Consider the following 16370-nt stretch of genomic DNA (forward strand, 5'->3'; position numbering starts at 1 on the left):
CTTTCCGCTGGGTGATCAGGACATGACCGAAATCCGGGTGGAGTCGGGCGCGTTGGCTCGGACGACGACGCTCGAACGCACGGTGGCGGATTGTGCGAGAACCCTGGAAACCGAGCGGGCCGCCATCATCGGAGACCATGCGCTGCGACTCGGCGCGACCCTCCAGGGGATCCGGGACTCGGCGGAACGAACCGGAGCCGCGCGAGGATCGCGTCGGCTTGGCGATCTGCTCAGCTTGCTCGACCCGCGGTCGGAATCGCCTGGGGAAACCCGCACCCGTTTGGCGCTCTTGGCAGCAGGTCTGCCGGCGCCTCAGCTCCAATTCGACATTCCCACCGCAGAGGGACTGTTCCGTTCCGGGCTGACTTCGCATGGCCTGAGCTGATGGTGATTCTGGAGTTCGACGGGGAGTCCAAGTACTTCGATTACCGTCCGACCCCAGACGTCCTGCTGGCTGAGCGCCGGCGAGAAAATGCGCTGGTCGTCGAAGGTTGGACCCTCGTGAGGGCCCGATGGAGCGACTTCTCGAGCCCCGGGACGATTCCGGCAAGGGTTCTTGCGGCCTTTGAGCGGGCGCGAAGGCTTGCTGGCTGAGGCGGAGTTCGTGGGCTAGGCCGCCCGCGCCGCCTCGGCCCGAGCCTCGGCCGCCCGCACCGCAGCCCGGCGCCGACGCGTCGACACCAGCATGTCGACGGTGAGCACCACGAGGGCGAGCCACACGATTCCGAACCCGGCCCACCGCTCGGGGCCCATGTGCTCGCCAAGAACCGTCACGGCGAGGATGAACTGGAGGAGCGGAGCCATGTACTGCAGCATGCCGACCGTCGTCATGGGCAGCCGCCTGGCGGCCGCGCCGAAGAACAGGAGCGGTGTGGCGGTGATGATGCCGCTCGCTGCGAGGAGCCAGAAGTGGCCCGGGCCGTTGCCGAGGAGGGTCAGGGAGTCCGCGGCGGCGAGCCACAGCACGGCACCGAGTGCGAAGGGCGTGAGGACCACGGTCTCGACCGTGAGACTGGTGACCGCGTCAACGGTCGCTCCGATCCGGTTCTTCACGAGTCCGTAGAAGCCGAAGCTGAACGCAAGGATCAGAGCGATCCACGGTATCTGGCCGTACGCGATGCTCAGCACGAGGACGGCGACGAAGCCGATCCCGGCCGCAGCCCATTGGAGCGGCCGGAGGCGCTCCTTGAGCACGAGGACCCCAAGCAGCACGCTCACAAGCGGGTTGATGAAGTACCCGAGCGAGGCCTCGATCGCTTGGCCGCTCAGCACCCCGTAGGTGTAGGTGAGCCAGTTGACCGCGATGAGTACCGCGGCAACGGCGAGTGCGCCGAACATCCGTCCGGAACGGAAGACGGCGTTGAGCGCCTTCCACGACCGCGTCACCCCCACCAGCACGAGGCACACCACCAGGGAGAAGATCACGCGGTCGGAGACGATCTCAACGGGGTTGGCCGGCGCGAGGGTGACGAAGTAGAGAGGGAGAAGCCCCCAGAGGCCGTATGCCCCGATTCCGTAGAGGAGTCCTGTCGTTGTCTGGGCGCGGGCTTCGGGCTTCACGGTCACGACCGTACAACGGCATTGGTCCTGTCAGCTATTCCGGGTCCCCCAGATCCCTGCGGCGCAGAGCCGGAGGGCGACGGCCGCGGCGATCGAGCCGACGGCGACGAGCGAGACGAGCACCACGAGCTGGACGATCGCGGCCTCGATCGGATCGGCGCCGCCCAGGACCATCCCCACGAAGGCGCCGGGCAACGTCACTGTTCCCACCGTTCGGGTCTGGTCGAGGATGGGCAGGAGCCCTTCGCGCGCGGTGTGCTGCGCGACCAGCAGCCGGGCGGGGCGCCATTCGAAGCCGAGCGCGACGGCGGCCTCGACTTCGCCGCGCCGGAGCGCGAGCTCGGCGAGAATGCGGCGGCCGGCGACGCCCGTCGTCGTCATCGCTCCGCCAACCTGCTGGCCGAGCAGCGCGATGAGCGCGAGGCCGTCGAAGGGCAGCACACCCGTTGCCAGGAGGATGGCTGCGGCGGGCACCACGCCGGCGGCGATCGGCGCCGCTGCCCACCACCAGCGGCTCGCGTCCACGCGCCGCCCCGCGGTCACTACGGCAACGGCGAACATGGCGAGCGCGAACAGGAGTGCGAGCCAGGGGTTCCGCCCCAGCTGCGAGACGAGGAGGGCGACGACGGCGAGCTGGCCGACGGCGCGGGCGCTCGCCGTGAGCGGGGGCGCCCATCCGCCGTCGAGCGCCCACCGGTGAACGGCGGACGCGAGGACCGCGAGGAGGACGACGGCGAGGATGACGCCGGGCCCGAGGCCCAGAAGCGTCGAAGTCTGCACCCGAACTACAATAGGAGGCTGCGTGCCCAACCCGGCCCGCCCGCCGCTGGAAGGAACTCCTGTGCCCAACGCTTCTGCCGATCGGCCCCTGCGCGTCGCCATCGTCGGCGCCGGCCCCGCTGGTGTCTATGCGGCAGACATCCTGACGAAGTCGAACGAGGTCAAGGGCGGCCACGTCGAGGTCAGCATCGACCTCTTCGATCAGTACCCAGCCCCTTACGGGCTCATCCGCTACGGGGTGGCTCCGGACCACCCGCGGATCAAGGGCATCGTCAACGCGCTGCACAAAGTGCTCGACCGGGGCGACATCCGCTTCATCGGCAACGTCACGTATGGGCGCGACGTGACCCTGAGCGACCTCCGCCACTTCTACGACGCCGTGATCTTCGCCACCGGAGCCATCAAGGACGCAAAGCTCGACATCCCCGGCGCTGACCTCGAGGGGTCCTTCGGTGGGGCCGACTTCGTCTCGTGGTACGACGGCCATCCGGACGTCTCGCGCGATTGGCCCCTTGAAGCCAAAGAAATCGCCGTGATCGGCAACGGCAACGTGGCCCTCGACGTGGCACGCATGCTCTCGAAGCACGCCGACGACCTCCTCGTCACCGAGATCCCAGACAACGTGTACCAGGCGCTCAAGCGCAGCCCCGTCACAGACGTCCATGTCTTCGGCCGCAGAGGTCCCGCCCAGGTCAAGTTCACGCCGCTCGAGCTGCGCGAGCTCTCCCATTCCCGCGACGTGGACATCGTGCTGTACCCGGAGGACTTCGAGTTCGACGAGGCGTCCGACGAGGCGATCCGCACGAACAACCAGGTCAAGACGATGGTCAACACGCTGGCGAACTGGATCGCCGAGGACCAGGACACGGGGGCCTCCCGCCGGCTCCACCTGCACTTCCTGCACAGCCCGGTGGAGATCTACGACTCTCCCGAGACACCGGGCAAGGTCGCGGGAATCCGCTTCGAGCGCATGGAGCTCGATGGCACGGGCAACGTCCGCGGCACCGGCGAGTTCGAGGACTACCCTGTGCAGGCCGTGTACCGCGCCATCGGCTACCACGGCTCCGAGCTGGCCGAGCTCGAGTACGACGTGCACCGCGGCGTCATCCCGAACGACGGCGGCCGCGTCCTGGACGCCGAGGGCAACCCGGTCCCGGGCGTCTACACGACGGGCTGGATCAAGCGCGGTCCCGTGGGCCTCATCGGCCACACGAAGGGCGACGCCCTCGAGACCATCGGCTGCCTGCTCGAGGACCGCGACTCGATGCCCGAGGCTGACAACCCCGACGAGCGCGCGATCATCACACTCCTCGAGGAGCGCGGCGTCGAGTACACGACGTGGGAGGGCTGGAACGAGCTCGACGCCCACGAGAAGGCGCTCGGGGAGAAGTTCACCGCAGAATCGGCCGAGCGGGGAGCTGCCGTGCAGCGCGAGCGCGTCAAGGTGGTGCCCCGCGAAGAGATGGTCCGCATCTCGCGGAGGAACGCGGGCTAGCGAGAGCCAGCAGATTCCCGCACCTAGTAGAATCGACCCTTTCGTCCCTGAAACCGTCAGACACAGGAAGGACGATGGATGACCGTAAGTGCCGATTCCCCCAGCACATCGGCGCCGAGTGACGCAGAACTAATCGCGGCTGTACGCGTTGGCAACCCTGATGCCTACGCCGGGCTCTACGAGCGGCACCATGCCGCCGCCGTCGGCCTCGCTCGCCGCTACGCCCGCAACGCGAGCGACGCCGAAGACCTGGCCGCGGAGGGCTTTGCCAACGTCCTCGCTGCGCTTCATGGCGGCTCCGGGCCGCAGGAGTTCTTCCGAGCGTATCTGTTCACGTGCATTTCCCGGCTCGCGGCGCGCGGAAACCTCACGGCGAAGCGTGAGAACCCGAGTGACGACATGGCCCGGTACGAGGGCGAGCAGCCGTATGACGATCCGGTCATGGCCGGATTCGAGACTGACGCCGTCGCCCGAGCCTTCCGCACGCTGCCCGAGCGCTGGCAGGCCGTGCTCTGGTACACCGAGGTGGACGACCTGCAGCCGGCGGCCGTCGCCCCGATGCTCGGGCTCTCGCCGAACGCAGTCTCCGCGCTGGCAGTCCGGGCCCGGGAAGGCCTTCGCCAGGCCTACCTCCAGGCGCACGTCGCCTCCGAGGCCGTGTCCAAGGAATGCGAGGCCTATGCGGACAAGCTCGGGGCCTACACCCGCAACAGCCTGAGCCCGCGCAAGAGCCAGGCCGTCCGCGAGCACCTCGATCAGTGCCCCCGCTGCTCGGCCGCCCTCCTTCAGCTCGAGGACGTCGGCTTCGCCATGCGCGTCGTCGTCTTCCCGCTCGTCACCGCGCTCCCGTTCACAGCGCCCGCCATCGGCGAACTCGTCGTTGCGGGCGCTGCGGGGAGCGGAACTGCCGGCGCCGACTGGCTCAGCCGAAGCCTCAGCAAGGTCGACCGGCGCTCCGCAGTGGTCGGCGGGGCCCTGCTGGCCGTCGCCCTTGCCGGCGGCGTCGCCTTCGCCTCGCTTGGACAAGGCACGACGACGTTGCCCTCCGCCCAGGCAGCCCCGCCGAAGGCGTCGGACGCCGGAGGCAACCCCTTCGGCTCGGCCGCCTCGGGTGCAGCATCGTCCTCCTCGGCGGCGTCGCCGTCGTCATCCTCGGCGCCTGAGTCCGCGCAGGCGAAGGACCAGCCTGACCCGAGCAGTGAGCCCGGGTCGGTCGCGCCGTCGGCCGCGGGACTCCCGGCGCCGGCTGTTCCCGGCCTCACTGGGGCGGGCACGACTGTGCCGGGCACGACTGGACCGGGGACGACTGGACCGGGGACGACCTGGGCACCCGCCGGTGCGGCGTCGTCGAGCCCGCTATCAGCGGGAACGAGCGCATCAGCCCAAGCCAGCCCGGGCAGCGCGAGCCCGAGCAGCATCGGGGCGCTCTACAGTCTCACGGCCTGGAAGAGCGGCGTCGATGCTGTGGACTTCAAGGCGACCCCCGCCAACGCCCCCGCGCCGGGAACACAAATCGTGGTCACGGTGAGCTACCAGTCGACACTTCTGGCCCCATCCGTGTCCTCGGGGTGGAGCTGCAATGTGCCGTTGGTTGCGCTGGGCACCGCCTCGATGACCTGCGCCGCTCCGTTCACCGGAGGCGCGCAGATTCCCGAACTCGGCCTCCGGTGGACTGTTGCGCCGGCCAGCGTGAGCGGGACGGCGGTGCTCCGTCAGGGGAGCGGCGCCGTGTCCAACGTGGCCGCGTTCTAGAAAGTCCGCATCCTGAGACGATTTGAACGTCCCACGTGATGGACCCCTAAGGTTAACGGGTTGTTTTGGGGCCATTTGGCCCTATCCGCGAGCCAGGAAGTCGCATGCAGATCCTCCGCACCAAGCCCATCGAGCAGAGCCTCGCCGACTCCCACGAGCCCGGGCGGCGCCTCAAGCGCTCGCTCAGCACGTGGGACCTCATGATCATGGGGATCGCAGTCGCCGTCGGCGCCGGCATCTTCTCCGTCGGCGCGAAGGCGGCGGCCAGCTTCGCCGGCCCGGCCGTGACGGTCTCGTTCGGCATCGCGGCCGTCGCCTGCGCGCTGGCCATCATGTGCTACGCCGAGTTCGCGACGGCGATCCCCGTCGCCGGCTCGGCGTACGTGTTCACGTACGCGACGATGGGCGAGCTCCTCGCGTGGATCATCGGCTGGAACCTCATCCTCGAGCTCTTCACCGCCGGCGCGGTGGTCGCGAAGTACTGGGGTCTGTACCTGAGCAAGGTGTTCGCCTTGGCGGGCCTCGACGTCCCGGCCAGCATCCAGCTCGGCCCGGTGGAGCTCGTGTGGGGGCCGTTCCTCATCGTCGCGATCTTCACGGTCCTGCTCGTGCTCGGCACGAAGCTCTCCGCGCGGGTGGCGAACGTCTTCACGATCATCAAGATCGCCGTCGTGCTCTTCGTGATCGTGGTTGGCTTCCTCTACGTCAAGGCGCAGAACTACGCGCCGTTCGTGCCTGACGCGGTGCCCTCGCACGCCTCGGGCGGCACCGCCGTGCTCAAGCAGTCGCTGTTCGCGTTCTCGACCGGCGCCGCCCCGGCCCAGTATGGGCTGTTCGGCGTGTTCGCAGGCGCTGCCCTCGTGTTCTTCGCGTTCATCGGCTTCGACGTCGTCGCCACGAGCGCCGAGGAGGTCAAGGACCCGCAGAAGACTCTGCCCCGCGGCATCTTCGCGGGCCTCGGCGCCGTGACCCTCCTCTACATCCTCGTCTCGCTCGCGCTCACCGGCATGGTCCCGTACACCACACTCGCTGCTGCGGACCAGCCGACCCTGACCACGGCGTTCGAGGCCGTCGGGAACACGGGCGCCGCGAAGGTCATCGCGTTCGGGTCGCTCGTCGGCCTGACGACGGTCATCATGGTCCTCCTCATGGGGCTGGCGCGCGTGGTGCTCGCGATGAGCCGCGACGGCCTTCTGCCCCGAGCGCTGTCCGTGACGTCGGACAAGCGGTCCACTCCCGCCCGCCTCCAGATCCTGTGCGGCGTCCTGGTGGCGCTTGTCGCCGGACTGACGCAGGTGGACCTGCTCGAGGAGATGATCAACATCGGCACGCTCTCGGCGTTCGTCGTGGTGAGCCTCGGCATCATCGTGCTGCGCCGCCGCCGGCCCGACCTCAAGCCGTCGTTCCGCGTGCCGTTCGGCAAGGTCCTCCCGATCGTCTCGGCCATCCTGTGCCTGTATCTCATGACTAACCTCGCGGTCGAGACCTGGATTTACTTCGTCGGGTGGCTCGCGGTGGGGCTCGTCATCTACTTCTCGTACGGGCAGCGGCACTCGCGGCTCAACAAGCGGTTCTCTGAGGCCCGTGAGGCGGTGTCTTCGAGCGCAGTTCCTGCAAGCGCGGAGGGCGTGGCCAGCCGGGATTCCTGAACGTTCCCTGTAGGATCACGAGGAGTGAGTCACAACGGGGAAGATCCGATCACGCAGATGTGACGGTCGGAACAGGAATGGTTTATGGCAAGACCGCCGCGGCCGGAGCGCAAGACCGAGCTTCTTGAGCAGATCCTGGACTTCCTGCTGGACAAGACGCTCGCGGACCTGACGTTCCGGAGCCTCGCGGACGGCCTGGGCATCAGCAGCTACGTGCTGGTCTACCATTTCGGCAACCGGGAGCAGCTCGTCGCCGAGATCATCCGCGGAATCGAGGCTCGTTTCGACATTCACCACCCCGGCGACGAGCGTCTCTCGCTCCCCGAGCTCGTGCTGTGGGCCCGCGCGGTCTTCGCCTCCGCGCTCGAGGACAGAGGGCGGCACCTGCAGCGGCTCGAATTCGAGGCCGCGGTTCAGGACGCCGTGGCGGACCATCCCCGCGGCAGCACCGCCGCGGGCTACCTCGGATGGTGTGACTTCCTATCCATGTGGCTGGAGCAGCAGGGACTGCCGCGAGAGGAAGCTGCGGCGAGAGGGCGGACGTTCGTGGCGGCCGTCGTCGGAATCCTCTACGACTATGTGATCTGCGGCGACCGGCGCGCAGTGACGGCGTCGTTCGAGATCCTCGTCGAAGGCTTCGTCCGCCAGTTCGACATGGCCCAGCCCTCGCTCGAGGGGCGGCTATGACAGGCCGCCTGCCGCTTTCGCCCGTGCTCGCGCAGAACCCGGTGATCGCCGTGCTCCGCGCGAGCCACGCGAGCGAGTACGCCCCGGTCCTGGACGCGCTCGTGGCCGGCGGCGTGCGATCCATCGAGCTGACCCTGACCACGCAGGGCGTCCTCGACGAGCTTGCCGGGCTCCGGACGCGGTTCAGCGATGTGGCCGAGATCGGCGTGGGAACGGTGACCACCGTGGAGGAGGCCGAGCGCGCCATCGACGCGGGCGCCGAGTACCTCGTCACCCCCGTGACGTACCCGGAGATCGTGGAGCACGCGGTGCAACGCGGCATCGCCATCTACCCCGGCGGTCTGACCCCCACTGAACTGCATACTGGCTGGCGCTTGGGCGCCACTGCCGTCAAGCTCTTTCCGGCCTCGGCAGTCGGGCCGAGCTACATCGGCCAGCTCCGCGGTCCCTTCCCCGATCTGGCTGTCATCCCGTCCGGGGGCGTGGCCATCGACACGGCCCCCGACTGGATCGAAGCCGGTGCCGTCGCAGTGAGCCTCGGCGGCCCGCTGATCGGCGACGCGTTCAAGGGCGGCGACCTCGGACTCCTCCGCGCACGCGCCCACCGCGTCTCGCGGCTCGTCGCCGAGGCCGTGGCCCTCCGGGCTTCGCGCCGCTGACCCCTTAAAGCCGCTGACCCCTTAAAACGGCTTGCGCCGTCACGTGTGCAGGGTTATGACCCTGCACACGTGACGGCGCAACGAGGGCGAGCTACTTGCCGAGCTCTGCCCGGAGCTTCGCGCCCAGCTCGGCGTCGACGTTCGTCCAGTACTGGATCGCGCGCTCCTTGATGTCGGAGCGCTTCACGCCGCCCACGGCACCGGCGATCGTCTGGAGGAAGCGCGCGCGCTCCGCGTCGTTGAACACCTCGCGGTAGAGGATGCCCGGCTGCACGAAGTCGCCGTCCTCGGCGTGGAGGGAGTGCGCGGCGAGGGTCAGCTCGCCGTCGTTCTCCCAGCCGCCGCCCGGGTTGGCGGGCTCGACGGCGGCGGGGCCGCCCAGCGAGTTCGGCGCGTAGACCGGGGTCTCAGGCGAGTTGAAGGAGAAGCGGCTCGCCCCGTCCTGGCTGTAGTTGCGCACCTCGGCCTTCGGCGCGTTCACCGGGAGCTGCGCGTGGTTGGTGCCCACGCGGTAGCGGTGCGCGTCCGCGTAGGAGAAGATGCGGGCCTGCAGCATCTTGTCCGGCGAGGCCGCGATGCCCGGCACGAAGTTCGACGGCGCGAACGCGGCCTGCTCGATCTGCGCGAAGTAGTTCTCCGGGTTCCGGTTCAGCGTCATGGTGCCGACCTTGATGAGCGGGTAGTCCTTCTTGGACCACGTCTTCGTGAGGTCGAACGGGTTGTACCGGTAGGTCTTGGCCTCCTGGTACGGCATGACCTGGACGAACAGGTCCCAGCTCGGGAACTGGCCCTCTTCGATGCTCTCGTAGAGGTCCTGGATGTAGTAGTCCGCGTTCTCGCCTGCGATCCGCTCGGCCTCTTCCGCCGTCAGGTTCTCGACGCCCTGGTTGGTGTGGAAGTGGTACTTGACCCAGAAGCGCTCGCCCTCGGCGTTGATCCACTGGTACGTGTGCGAGCCGTAGCCCTGCATGTTGCGCCAGGTCTTCGGGAGGCCGCGGTCGCCCATGAGCCACGTGACCTGGTGGGCGGACTCGGGGGAGAGGGTCCAGAAGTCCCACTGCATGTCGGCGTCGCGCAGGTGGCTGCCCGGGAGGCGCTTCTGGGAGTGGATGAAGTCGGGGAACTTGATGCCGTCGCGGATGAAGAAGACGGGGGTGTTGTTGCCGACGAGGTCGTAGTTGCCCTCGCTCGTGTAGAACTTCACCGCGAAGCCGCGGGGGTCGCGCCAGGTGTCGGGCGAGCCGTTCTCACCAGCCACGGAGGAGAAGCGGATGAGCATCTCGGTCTCGACGCCCGGCTGCAGGAAGGCTGCCTTGGTGTACTTCGAGACGTCCTCGGTGGTCTTGAAGACACCGAACGCGCCGCCGCCCTTCGCGTGGACCACTCGCTCCGGCACCCGCTCGCGGTTGAACTGCGCGAGCTTCTCCACGAGGTAGTGGTCGGTGAGGATGATCGCGCCGTCGGGCCCAAGCGACTGTGCGTGGGCGTCCGACGTGACCGGCGCGCCGGACTGGGTCGTCGAGTAGTTGACCGTCATGGTTCTCCTTCTTCTGTGCGCGTTGCTTGCGCTGCTGACATGGCGGGGAGGTTCAGGTGGCGGGGGCCTGGCTGGCCTTCGCGGCGCAATCGGAACAGACGCCCACATACGTGACGTCGGCGATCATGATCGTCATGCCATGGGCATCGCTCGGCGTGAGGCAGGGTGCGTGTCCGACGGCGCAGTCCACGTCTTCGACCCGGCCGCAGACCGAGCAGATGGCGTGGTGGTGATTGTCGCCCACGCGCGTCTCGTAGAGCGCGGGGGAGTGCGGCGGCTCGAAGCGCCGCAGCATCCCGAGGTCGGTGAGGTCGCCCAGGACCACGTACACGGACTGCGGCGTGAGCTCGGGCAGGTCCTCGCGGGCGCTGGCCAGGATCGCATCCGCTGAGGAATGCGGGTGGCGGTCGACGGCGTCCAGCACCGCGAGGCGCTGACGCGTCACGCGGCGTCCGTGCTCGCGGAGGGCAGAGGACCAGTCCTGCGCAGACTGTTCCCGGCCAGGGCCGTGCGTGGGTTCCATGGACCCATTGAAGCACTTATTTTGATAAACTCACAATAAGGCAAGCCTCACCTGACTCACAGGCACAGTGGTTAGGGTGGCTACGTGGGTCAAGCGACAGAGATGACGACGACGGCGGCACCCCGGCGGGCGCTCGAGGTAGCGGGTGGCTTGGTGCTCGACGCTGGCTATGCGCTGTGGCGCCAGGTCGCCTCGATTGCCCAAGGACGCTTCGCCGAGACGACGGTGCACGCTCCCGAGGGGAGGCCCGGCGGCGATTCGGCGGGCTCGGCCGTGCCCGACGTCGTACTCATCCCCGGCATCTACGAGCCAGCAGGGTTCCTCGATCCGCTCCGCCGCAGGCTGCAGTCTCAAGGCCGGCGTGTCATCGTGCTGCCGGAACTGGGGTACAACCGCCGGACCATTCCGGAGTCCGCCGAACTCGCCGCCCGGCGGCTGCGAGAGCTCGGGGTGAGCAACGCCGTCGTCATTGCCCACAGCAAGGGCGGGCTCGTCGGCAAGCTCCTCATGACGGCCTACTCCGAGGAGGGCCTCGTGTCCCGCATGCTCGCCATCGCGACGCCGTTCGGCGGGGCGCGCTACTCGCGCTACGCGCCGACGCGGCCCCTGCGCGCGTTCTACCCAGGAAACCCCGTGCTCGGCTCGCTCGCGAAGAATCTCGAGGCGAATGCGCGGATCGTGTCAGTGGGCGCGGGGTTCGATCCGCTCGTGGGGCACGCGACGCACCTGGAAGGGGCGCGCAACACCGTGCTTCCGGTGACCGGGCACTTCCGCATCCTGGCCGATCCAGCTCTCCTGGCGATCGTGGACGATTTCATCGGGGAGGCTCCCTTTCCCAGGGAGCAAGCAGGCTGAGTCATTCGTTGAGAGGGCAGGAGGTTACTGTGCACAAGCATCACAACGGGCTCAAGACTGCCGTCCTCTTCGGCGTTCTCTGGGCCGTGCTCCTCTGCATCGGGGGGCTCATCGGCGTCGGCACGCGCAGCTCGGCGCCGATCTGGATCTTCGCGGCCATTGGACTCGCGACCACCGCGTACAGCTATTGGAACAGCGACAAGATCGCGCTGCGCTCCATGCAGGCGTATCCGGTCACTGAGGCGGAGGCCCCCGGGCTGTACCAGATCGTCCGCGAGCTCTCGCAGCGCGCGGGCCAGCCCATGCCGCGGATCTACATCTCGCCCACGCCGGCGCCCAACGCGTTCGCCACGGGGCGCAATCCGCAGCACGCGGCAGTGTGCTGCACCGAGGGCATCCTCCAGATGCTCGATGCGCGTGAGCTGCGCGGGGTCCTGGGGCACGAGCTCATGCACGTCTACAACCGCGACATCCTGACATCGTCGGTTGCGGCTGCCGTGGCCGGTGTCATCACCTCGGTAGCGCAGTTCGCGATGTTCTTCGGGGGAGGCGGCGGCCGCGACAATCGCAACGCGAACCCTCTTGCCCTGCTCGCGCTTGCCCTCCTCGCGCCGTTCGCGGCGACGCTCATCCAGCTCGCCATCTCGAGGACTCGCGAGTACGACGCCGACGAAGACGGCTCGCAGCTCACCGGCGATCCGCTGGCGCTCGCCTCTGCACTGTCCAAGATCGAGGGCGGCGTGCGCCAGTACCCGCTCCCGCAGGAGCAGTCGCTCGTCAACACGTCGCACCTCATGATCGCCAACCCGTTCAAGCGTGGCGGCGGACTCACGACCATGTTCTCCACCCACCCGCCCATGAAGGACAGGATCGCGCGGCTCGAGTCGATGGCGGGGCGCATCGGCCGCTGACCTTTACGCTGGCTGAGTGCGGACTCTGCTGGCGGACACTTCCCCTCTCACGGAAAGCGCCGACTTCCGGCGACTGTGGTTCGGGCAGCTTCTGAGTATCCTGGGAAACCAGCTCACGCTCACGGCCGTGAGCCTGCAGGTGTACGACCTGACCCATTCGAGCTTCAACGTGGGACTGCTCGGGCTGGTCGCGCTTGTCCCGCTCATCGCGGCGGGTCTCTACGGAGGCTCGATCGTCGATGCGCATGACCGCCGCACTGTCGCGATCGCTTCGTCCCTCCTGCTCTGGGGGACGAGCGCCCTCATCGCTCTCCAGGCGTGGCTGCGTCTGGACAGCGTGGCCCTCATCTACGTCCTCGTGGCGCTCCAGGCGCTCGGGGCGGGGATCAATATGCCCGCGCGGAGCAGCATCATCCCGCGGCTCATCCGCCCCGAGCTGCTGGCCGCGGCCAACGCGCTCAACATGATCACGTTCGGGCTCGGCGGGGCGGTTGGCCCTCTGCTCGCCGGGACGCTCGTGGTGGGCGTCGGCTACGGCTGGACGTACACCCTCGACGTGCTGAGCTTCACCGTTGCGATGTGGGCGCTGTTCCGCCTGCCACCGCTCCCGCCTGAGGGCGCCGTCCGCAAAGCGGGGCTCCGGTCGGTTGCCGAGGGCTTCCAGTTCCTCGGGACGCGGCCCAACATCCGCATGACGTTCCTCATCGACCTGTCCGCCATGGTGTTCGCGATGCCGCGCTCGCTCCTCCCCGCCGTCGCGGCCCTCTCGCTCGGCGGCGGCGCCGCGACGGCCGGCGCGCTGCTCGGAGCCATCGCCGCGGGGACCTTCCTCGGCGGCCTGTTCTCGGGGCCCGTCGGGCGCCTGCGCTGGCAGGGGCGCGGTGTCCAGACCGCCGTCGTCGCATGGGCCGCGAGCATCCTCGGTTTCGGACTCGTGGTGCTCGGCGCGGGCCGCAGTTCCCCGGACGGCCCGACCTGGTGGCTCATTCCCGCGATCCTGTGCATGATCGCCGCGGGCGCCGCCGACTCGGTCAGCGCCGCGCTCCGGTCGACCATCCTGCAGGCAGCCACGCCCGACGCGATGCGCGGCCGCCTCCAGGGCGTCTTCACCGTCGTCGTTGCGGGAGGCCCCCGCCTCGGCGACGTCTTCTCAGGCGGGATGGCGAGCTGGATCGGCGAGGGGGCCGCCGTCGTCGTCGGCGCCTTTGTCTGCGCGGCCCTCGTCGCCGTGCTCCACTTCGCCCAGCCGCGCTTCGCGCGCTACGACGCCTTGGATCCCTCGCCGTAGACGAAGCCGACGACTGCAGCGGCGAGGACGTCGGGATTGGCGTCGTGGGTTTGGCCCTCGAGGACGTCGAACACTGATCCCGGGATGGCGTCTGCGACGGCACGCGCTCCCTGCTGCAGCATCTCTGGGCTCGCCCCGCCGGCCAGGACCATGGTGGGGGTGCTGATAGTGCCGAAGAGATCACTGGGCACCGCGCCGCCCATCGCGGCGTCGTCGTAGGCCAGGGTCGGCGCGAGCTTCACGCCCTGCGGCCAGAACGGCGACTGCCGCATGCCCGCGATGGCCTGCGGGGGGAGCCCTACGCGCTCGAGGAAGAGGGCGAAGGCGCCGTCCTGATCGCCCTCGTCGAGGCGGGACTGGAGCGCCTCGGTGTAGGCCTTGGCCGCCGCGATGCCCGGCTCGTCCGTCGGATAGGGCGGCTCCCACAGGACGAGTGCGCGGGCCGGGAGCTTGGCGGCGGCCCGCGCGGCGAGGGCTGCACCGGAGGAGAGGCCGACGACGATCGCGGCCTTGTTTGCCGCCTCCAGCACCGCAGCGAGGTCTTCGATCTCGCGGTCGACGGCGAACGGCTGGGTGTCCGTGCTGTCGCCCCTTCCGCGGCGGTCGTAGTTGAGGACTTCAAAGCGCTCGGCGAGCGCGCCCGCGAGCGCGGCGTCGGCTTGGCGGTCGCACGAGGCCCCTGCGACGAGGACCAGAGGGTCTCCCTCGCCGAGCCGGTCGTAAGCGATCAGAGTTCCATCGAGGGAGGTCACGGTTTCCATGGGGATCACGTTATGTGGCTCGTCACGATCGCGGAATGCCCTCGGCGACTCTCGTTCCTTCGGCACTGGTTCTTCCACTATCTATGGACAGAACGGTCTGTCTACCAGTAGCGTCCCCGACATGGCTGAGATGCTGGCGGCCACCGACTGGGCCGAGCATGTAGACGAACTGGCCCCCGGAGACAGTCTCGGGGACCAAGTGGTGGGTATCCTCCGCGAGGTGCTCGAGGGGCCTGGCCTCTGCGAGGCCTCCAAGGTCCGCCTGCGCCGGCTGCTGATCAAGCACAGGGGACACCCCGAGCGGGCGCTCCTCGAGCACTTCCGGGAGATGGGCGTCCAGCCGAAGCTCTGAGGAAGCGTCAGCGGAAGTCCCGGGGCCCCGATCGTGAGACAGACGGTTCTTTCCGGGTCTTAAGTCCCGACTTTCCGTGAAGGGTGCTCGCAAGCAATGGTTTGGCGGGGAGCCCTCCGCTTCGGATGCGATGCTTGTCAGGTTGCATACAGGTTTGTCAGCTGGCACACAGCTTCCTGTATGGGGAATTGGGGAAATGAACAAGGTAGAGCTGCGCCCGCACGATAACGAGAACTTGGATGATGACTCGATCGAGAGCCACGACACCGCGAACGGTGCTTTGTGGCCCCGCACTGTCGGAGAGATGTTCGTCTTTGCGGATGCCTTGGGTCTCGAGGCGTCGTCCGTGATGGCGGCCCTCGAGAAGGTCTACGCGGCCCGCCCAGTCGCCGCCTGAGCCCTCAACGCACGAAAGCCCCCCACCCTTTCAGGTGGGGGGGCTTTGTGATCGGAGTTCGTGGTTCGGCCTCTTGCGGACTCTGTGCGGACTGCCTGACCAAAAGTTGAGGCCCCTCTCCCGCACTGCTGTGGGAGAGGGGCCTCAGCCCTGGTCTTCTCATGATTCGATCAGACAGCGCGTCCGATCGACATCGCGTTGCGAACGAGTTCGCGTGATCCATTAACGAAGTAGTTCGAATGCGTCACCTTGACGGTCTCGATCGAGTCGGATCCCACGAGGACGATGTCCACCGCGTGAGAATCACGGTACTTCCGCTCCATCTCGCCGTAGCATCGGGTCGCTCCATCGACGTCCGAGCCGAACTCGAGGTTCTTCACCAACTCGTTCTTGGCATGGTCAAATACCAGCAGAAAGTGCTTGATAGCGCTCATGTCATCCTTCTCTAGCCAGAGTTGGAGCTTGTTAGCAAAGCTTCCACTACTGGGTGCAGCTTTTCAAGTCTAGCAAGGATCTGACGGTGGTCCCCCTCACCGCTGTCTCTAATGTGATTGAGCTCCGCCACGCAAGACATGTACTCCTGAACAGGATGGCTCCCGTCTTGCTTGAAGTTGTCCCCCAGTGCGCTTGAGAAGGCTTCGACCATCTGTGCCCATGTGTGCATCTGCTCGGTGCGCAGCTGTATCTCGATCGGGGTCGCAGCCTCGATGACCACTACGTGGATAGCCCGATAACCTGATGCACGTGGTTCCTTCACGTAGTCTCTGACTCGATCGACGTCAGTTCCCCACTCCGTAACAACAGCCTGCTCAAGGTCTCGAAGCACGGAGATTGAGCCGACAACGGCGCGACAACCGCCGATGTCCTGCATCAGTGAAAGGTCGAGCTTCGGCTCGCGACGTAGCTTGTCCAGGATCGTGGAGTGTTTCTTTAGACGTTGTGTGATCTCCGCCTCTAACCCGAGCCTTTCGCGTAGCCGAACGAGCCTACCGTGAGTTGCGACCAAGGGGCGCGTGAACTGGGCGCGATAGGCAACCAAGACTTCGTTGGCGGCGTCAAGGTCTTCCTGGCTGCACTCTCCCCTATGGAACCTGCGAACTGTGGATCCGGCCTTCCGGACGGACTTTCGGGAGGGTGCTGGCATCGACACGGAGCGATCTTACA

19 protein-coding genes are annotated in these 16370 nt (G+C 67.7%); 12 read left to right on the forward strand and 7 right to left on the reverse strand.

Annotated features, from left to right (window positions below; all coding sequences use genetic code 11):
• The first annotated feature begins 22 nt into the window (after nt 1-22).
• Nucleotides 23-385: a hypothetical protein gene (locus tag E5679_RS16665; protein WP_138417922.1), complete on the forward strand. Its 363-nt coding sequence runs from the start codon at nt 23-25 to the stop codon at nt 383-385.
• The gene (locus E5679_RS16670) at nt 385-594 is read left to right on the forward strand and encodes a hypothetical protein (protein WP_138417925.1); all 210 of its coding nucleotides are present in this window, start codon (nt 385-387) and stop codon (nt 592-594) included. The genes E5679_RS16665 and E5679_RS16670 overlap by 1 nt, the downstream gene beginning before the upstream one ends.
• 15 nt (nt 595-609) lie before the next feature.
• On the opposite strand, the gene rarD is transcribed toward E5679_RS16670, so the two are convergent.
• Entirely contained in the window at nt 610-1560 is a 951-nt protein-coding gene (gene rarD, locus E5679_RS16675) for an EamA family transporter RarD (RefSeq protein ID WP_249336195.1), read from the reverse strand.
• Nucleotides 1561-1590: 30 nt separating this feature from the next.
• Nucleotides 1591-2340, reverse strand: coding sequence for an ABC transporter permease (locus E5679_RS16680; RefSeq protein ID WP_171042421.1), 750 nt, complete (start codon nt 2338-2340; stop codon nt 1591-1593).
• Nucleotides 2341-2401: 61 nt separating this feature from the next.
• On the opposite strand from E5679_RS16680, the gene E5679_RS16685 reads away from it, so the two are divergent.
• The 5 genes from E5679_RS16685 (at nt 2402) to E5679_RS16705 (ending at nt 8582) form a co-directional block, all read left to right on the forward strand.
• Complete coding sequence (locus tag E5679_RS16685) at nt 2402-3835, forward strand: FAD-dependent oxidoreductase (protein WP_138417932.1); 1434 nt, start codon at nt 2402-2404, stop codon at nt 3833-3835.
• 78 nt (nt 3836-3913) lie between these two features.
• Entirely contained in the window at nt 3914-5587 is a 1674-nt protein-coding gene (locus tag E5679_RS16690; protein ID WP_138417934.1) for a sigma-70 family RNA polymerase sigma factor, read from the forward strand.
• A gap of 104 nt (nt 5588-5691) precedes the next feature.
• Entirely contained in the window at nt 5692-7236 is a 1545-nt protein-coding gene (locus E5679_RS16695) for an APC family permease (protein ID WP_138417936.1), read from the forward strand.
• A gap of 84 nt (nt 7237-7320) precedes the next feature.
• The gene (locus tag E5679_RS16700; RefSeq protein ID WP_138417938.1) at nt 7321-7923 is read left to right on the forward strand and encodes a TetR/AcrR family transcriptional regulator; all 603 of its coding nucleotides are present in this window, start codon (nt 7321-7323) and stop codon (nt 7921-7923) included.
• Nucleotides 7920-8582 (forward strand): bifunctional 4-hydroxy-2-oxoglutarate aldolase/2-dehydro-3-deoxy-phosphogluconate aldolase, encoded by a 663-nt coding sequence (locus E5679_RS16705; protein ID WP_138417940.1) that lies wholly within the window; start codon nt 7920-7922, stop codon nt 8580-8582. Before E5679_RS16700 ends, E5679_RS16705 begins: the two co-directional genes overlap by 4 nt.
• 91 nt (nt 8583-8673) lie before the next feature.
• Here E5679_RS16705 and E5679_RS16710 read toward each other — a convergent pair whose 3' ends face one another.
• Nucleotides 8674-10119, reverse strand: coding sequence for a catalase (locus E5679_RS16710; RefSeq protein ID WP_138417942.1), 1446 nt, complete (start codon nt 10117-10119; stop codon nt 8674-8676).
• Between the two features lie 52 nt (nt 10120-10171).
• Nucleotides 10172-10642, reverse strand: a complete 471-nt coding sequence (locus tag E5679_RS16715; RefSeq protein WP_138417944.1) for a Fur family transcriptional regulator — start codon at nt 10640-10642, stop codon at nt 10172-10174.
• 84 nt (nt 10643-10726) lie between these two features.
• Between E5679_RS16715 and E5679_RS16720 the strand changes: the two genes are divergently transcribed.
• From E5679_RS16720 to E5679_RS16730, 3 genes are read left to right on the forward strand one after another with little or no spacing between them, the layout of a single operon-like run.
• On the forward strand, nt 10727-11497 hold the full coding sequence (locus E5679_RS16720; RefSeq protein ID WP_138417946.1) for an esterase/lipase family protein: 771 nt from the start codon (nt 10727-10729) through the stop codon (nt 11495-11497).
• 29 nt (nt 11498-11526) lie between these two features.
• Complete coding sequence (htpX, locus tag E5679_RS16725; RefSeq protein ID WP_138417948.1) at nt 11527-12408, forward strand: zinc metalloprotease HtpX; 882 nt, start codon at nt 11527-11529, stop codon at nt 12406-12408.
• Between the two features lie 16 nt (nt 12409-12424).
• Nucleotides 12425-13696 (forward strand): MFS transporter, encoded by a 1272-nt coding sequence (locus E5679_RS16730; protein ID WP_138417950.1) that lies wholly within the window; start codon nt 12425-12427, stop codon nt 13694-13696.
• Here E5679_RS16730 and E5679_RS16735 read toward each other — a convergent pair.
• A complete protein-coding gene (locus tag E5679_RS16735) occupies nt 13669-14457 on the reverse strand; it encodes an alpha/beta fold hydrolase (RefSeq protein WP_138417952.1) in 789 nt (262 codons plus the stop codon). The two genes, E5679_RS16730 and E5679_RS16735, sit on opposite strands and share 28 nt — an antisense overlap.
• Before the next feature lie 121 nt (nt 14458-14578).
• On the opposite strand from E5679_RS16735, the gene E5679_RS16740 reads away from it, so the two are divergent.
• Nucleotides 14579-14809: a hypothetical protein gene (locus tag E5679_RS16740; protein ID WP_138417954.1), complete on the forward strand. Its 231-nt coding sequence runs from the start codon at nt 14579-14581 to the stop codon at nt 14807-14809.
• Between the two features lie 196 nt (nt 14810-15005).
• Entirely contained in the window at nt 15006-15206 is a 201-nt protein-coding gene (locus E5679_RS16745) for a hypothetical protein (RefSeq protein WP_138417956.1), read from the forward strand.
• 170 nt (nt 15207-15376) lie between these two features.
• On the opposite strand, the gene E5679_RS16750 is transcribed toward E5679_RS16745, so the two are convergent.
• Both E5679_RS16750 and E5679_RS16755 read right to left on the reverse strand, forming a co-directional pair.
• Nucleotides 15377-15640 carry a hypothetical protein gene (locus tag E5679_RS16750; protein WP_138417958.1) on the reverse strand — a complete coding sequence of 88 codons (264 nt, stop codon included), beginning with the start codon at nt 15638-15640 and terminating at the stop codon, nt 15377-15379.
• An 11-nt stretch (nt 15641-15651) separates the two neighbouring features.
• Nucleotides 15652-16350 carry a RelA/SpoT domain-containing protein gene (locus E5679_RS16755; RefSeq protein ID WP_249336201.1) on the reverse strand — a complete coding sequence of 233 codons (699 nt, stop codon included), beginning with the start codon at nt 16348-16350 and terminating at the stop codon, nt 15652-15654.
• Nucleotides 16351-16370: the final 20 nt, after the last annotated feature.

This window comes from Sinomonas gamaensis, assembly GCF_005876955.1.
Classification (GTDB): Bacteria; Actinomycetota; Actinomycetes; order Actinomycetales; family Micrococcaceae; genus Sinomonas; species Sinomonas gamaensis.

What these genes read in the sequence shown, in the direction of transcription:
- E5679_RS16745 (WP_138417956.1), top strand. Translation starts at nt 15,006, where the DNA reads ATGAACAAGGTAGAGCTGCGCCCGCACGATAACGAGAACTTGGATGAT.
- E5679_RS16750 (WP_138417958.1), bottom strand. Translation starts at nt 15,640, where the DNA reads ATGAGCGCTATCAAGCACTTTCTGCTGGTATTTGACCATGCCAAGAAC.
- E5679_RS16755 (WP_249336201.1), bottom strand. Translation starts at nt 16,350, where the DNA reads ATGCCAGCACCCTCCCGAAAGTCCGTCCGGAAGGCCGGATCCACAGTT.
- E5679_RS16710 (WP_138417942.1), bottom strand. Translation starts at nt 10,119, where the DNA reads ATGACGGTCAACTACTCGACGACCCAGTCCGGCGCGCCGGTCACGTCG.
- E5679_RS16670 (WP_138417925.1), top strand. Translation starts at nt 385, where the DNA reads ATGGTGATTCTGGAGTTCGACGGGGAGTCCAAGTACTTCGATTACCGT.
- E5679_RS16700 (WP_138417938.1), top strand. Translation starts at nt 7,321, where the DNA reads ATGGCAAGACCGCCGCGGCCGGAGCGCAAGACCGAGCTTCTTGAGCAG.
- E5679_RS16695 (WP_138417936.1), top strand. Translation starts at nt 5,692, where the DNA reads ATGCAGATCCTCCGCACCAAGCCCATCGAGCAGAGCCTCGCCGACTCC.
- E5679_RS16705 (WP_138417940.1), top strand. Translation starts at nt 7,920, where the DNA reads ATGACAGGCCGCCTGCCGCTTTCGCCCGTGCTCGCGCAGAACCCGGTG.
- E5679_RS16740 (WP_138417954.1), top strand. Translation starts at nt 14,579, where the DNA reads ATGGCTGAGATGCTGGCGGCCACCGACTGGGCCGAGCATGTAGACGAA.
- E5679_RS16665 (WP_138417922.1), top strand. Translation starts at nt 23, where the DNA reads ATGACCGAAATCCGGGTGGAGTCGGGCGCGTTGGCTCGGACGACGACG.
- E5679_RS16735 (WP_138417952.1), bottom strand. Translation starts at nt 14,457, where the DNA reads ATGGAAACCGTGACCTCCCTCGATGGAACTCTGATCGCTTACGACCGG.
- E5679_RS16690 (WP_138417934.1), top strand. Translation starts at nt 3,914, where the DNA reads ATGACCGTAAGTGCCGATTCCCCCAGCACATCGGCGCCGAGTGACGCA.
- E5679_RS16715 (WP_138417944.1), bottom strand. Translation starts at nt 10,642, where the DNA reads ATGGAACCCACGCACGGCCCTGGCCGGGAACAGTCTGCGCAGGACTGG.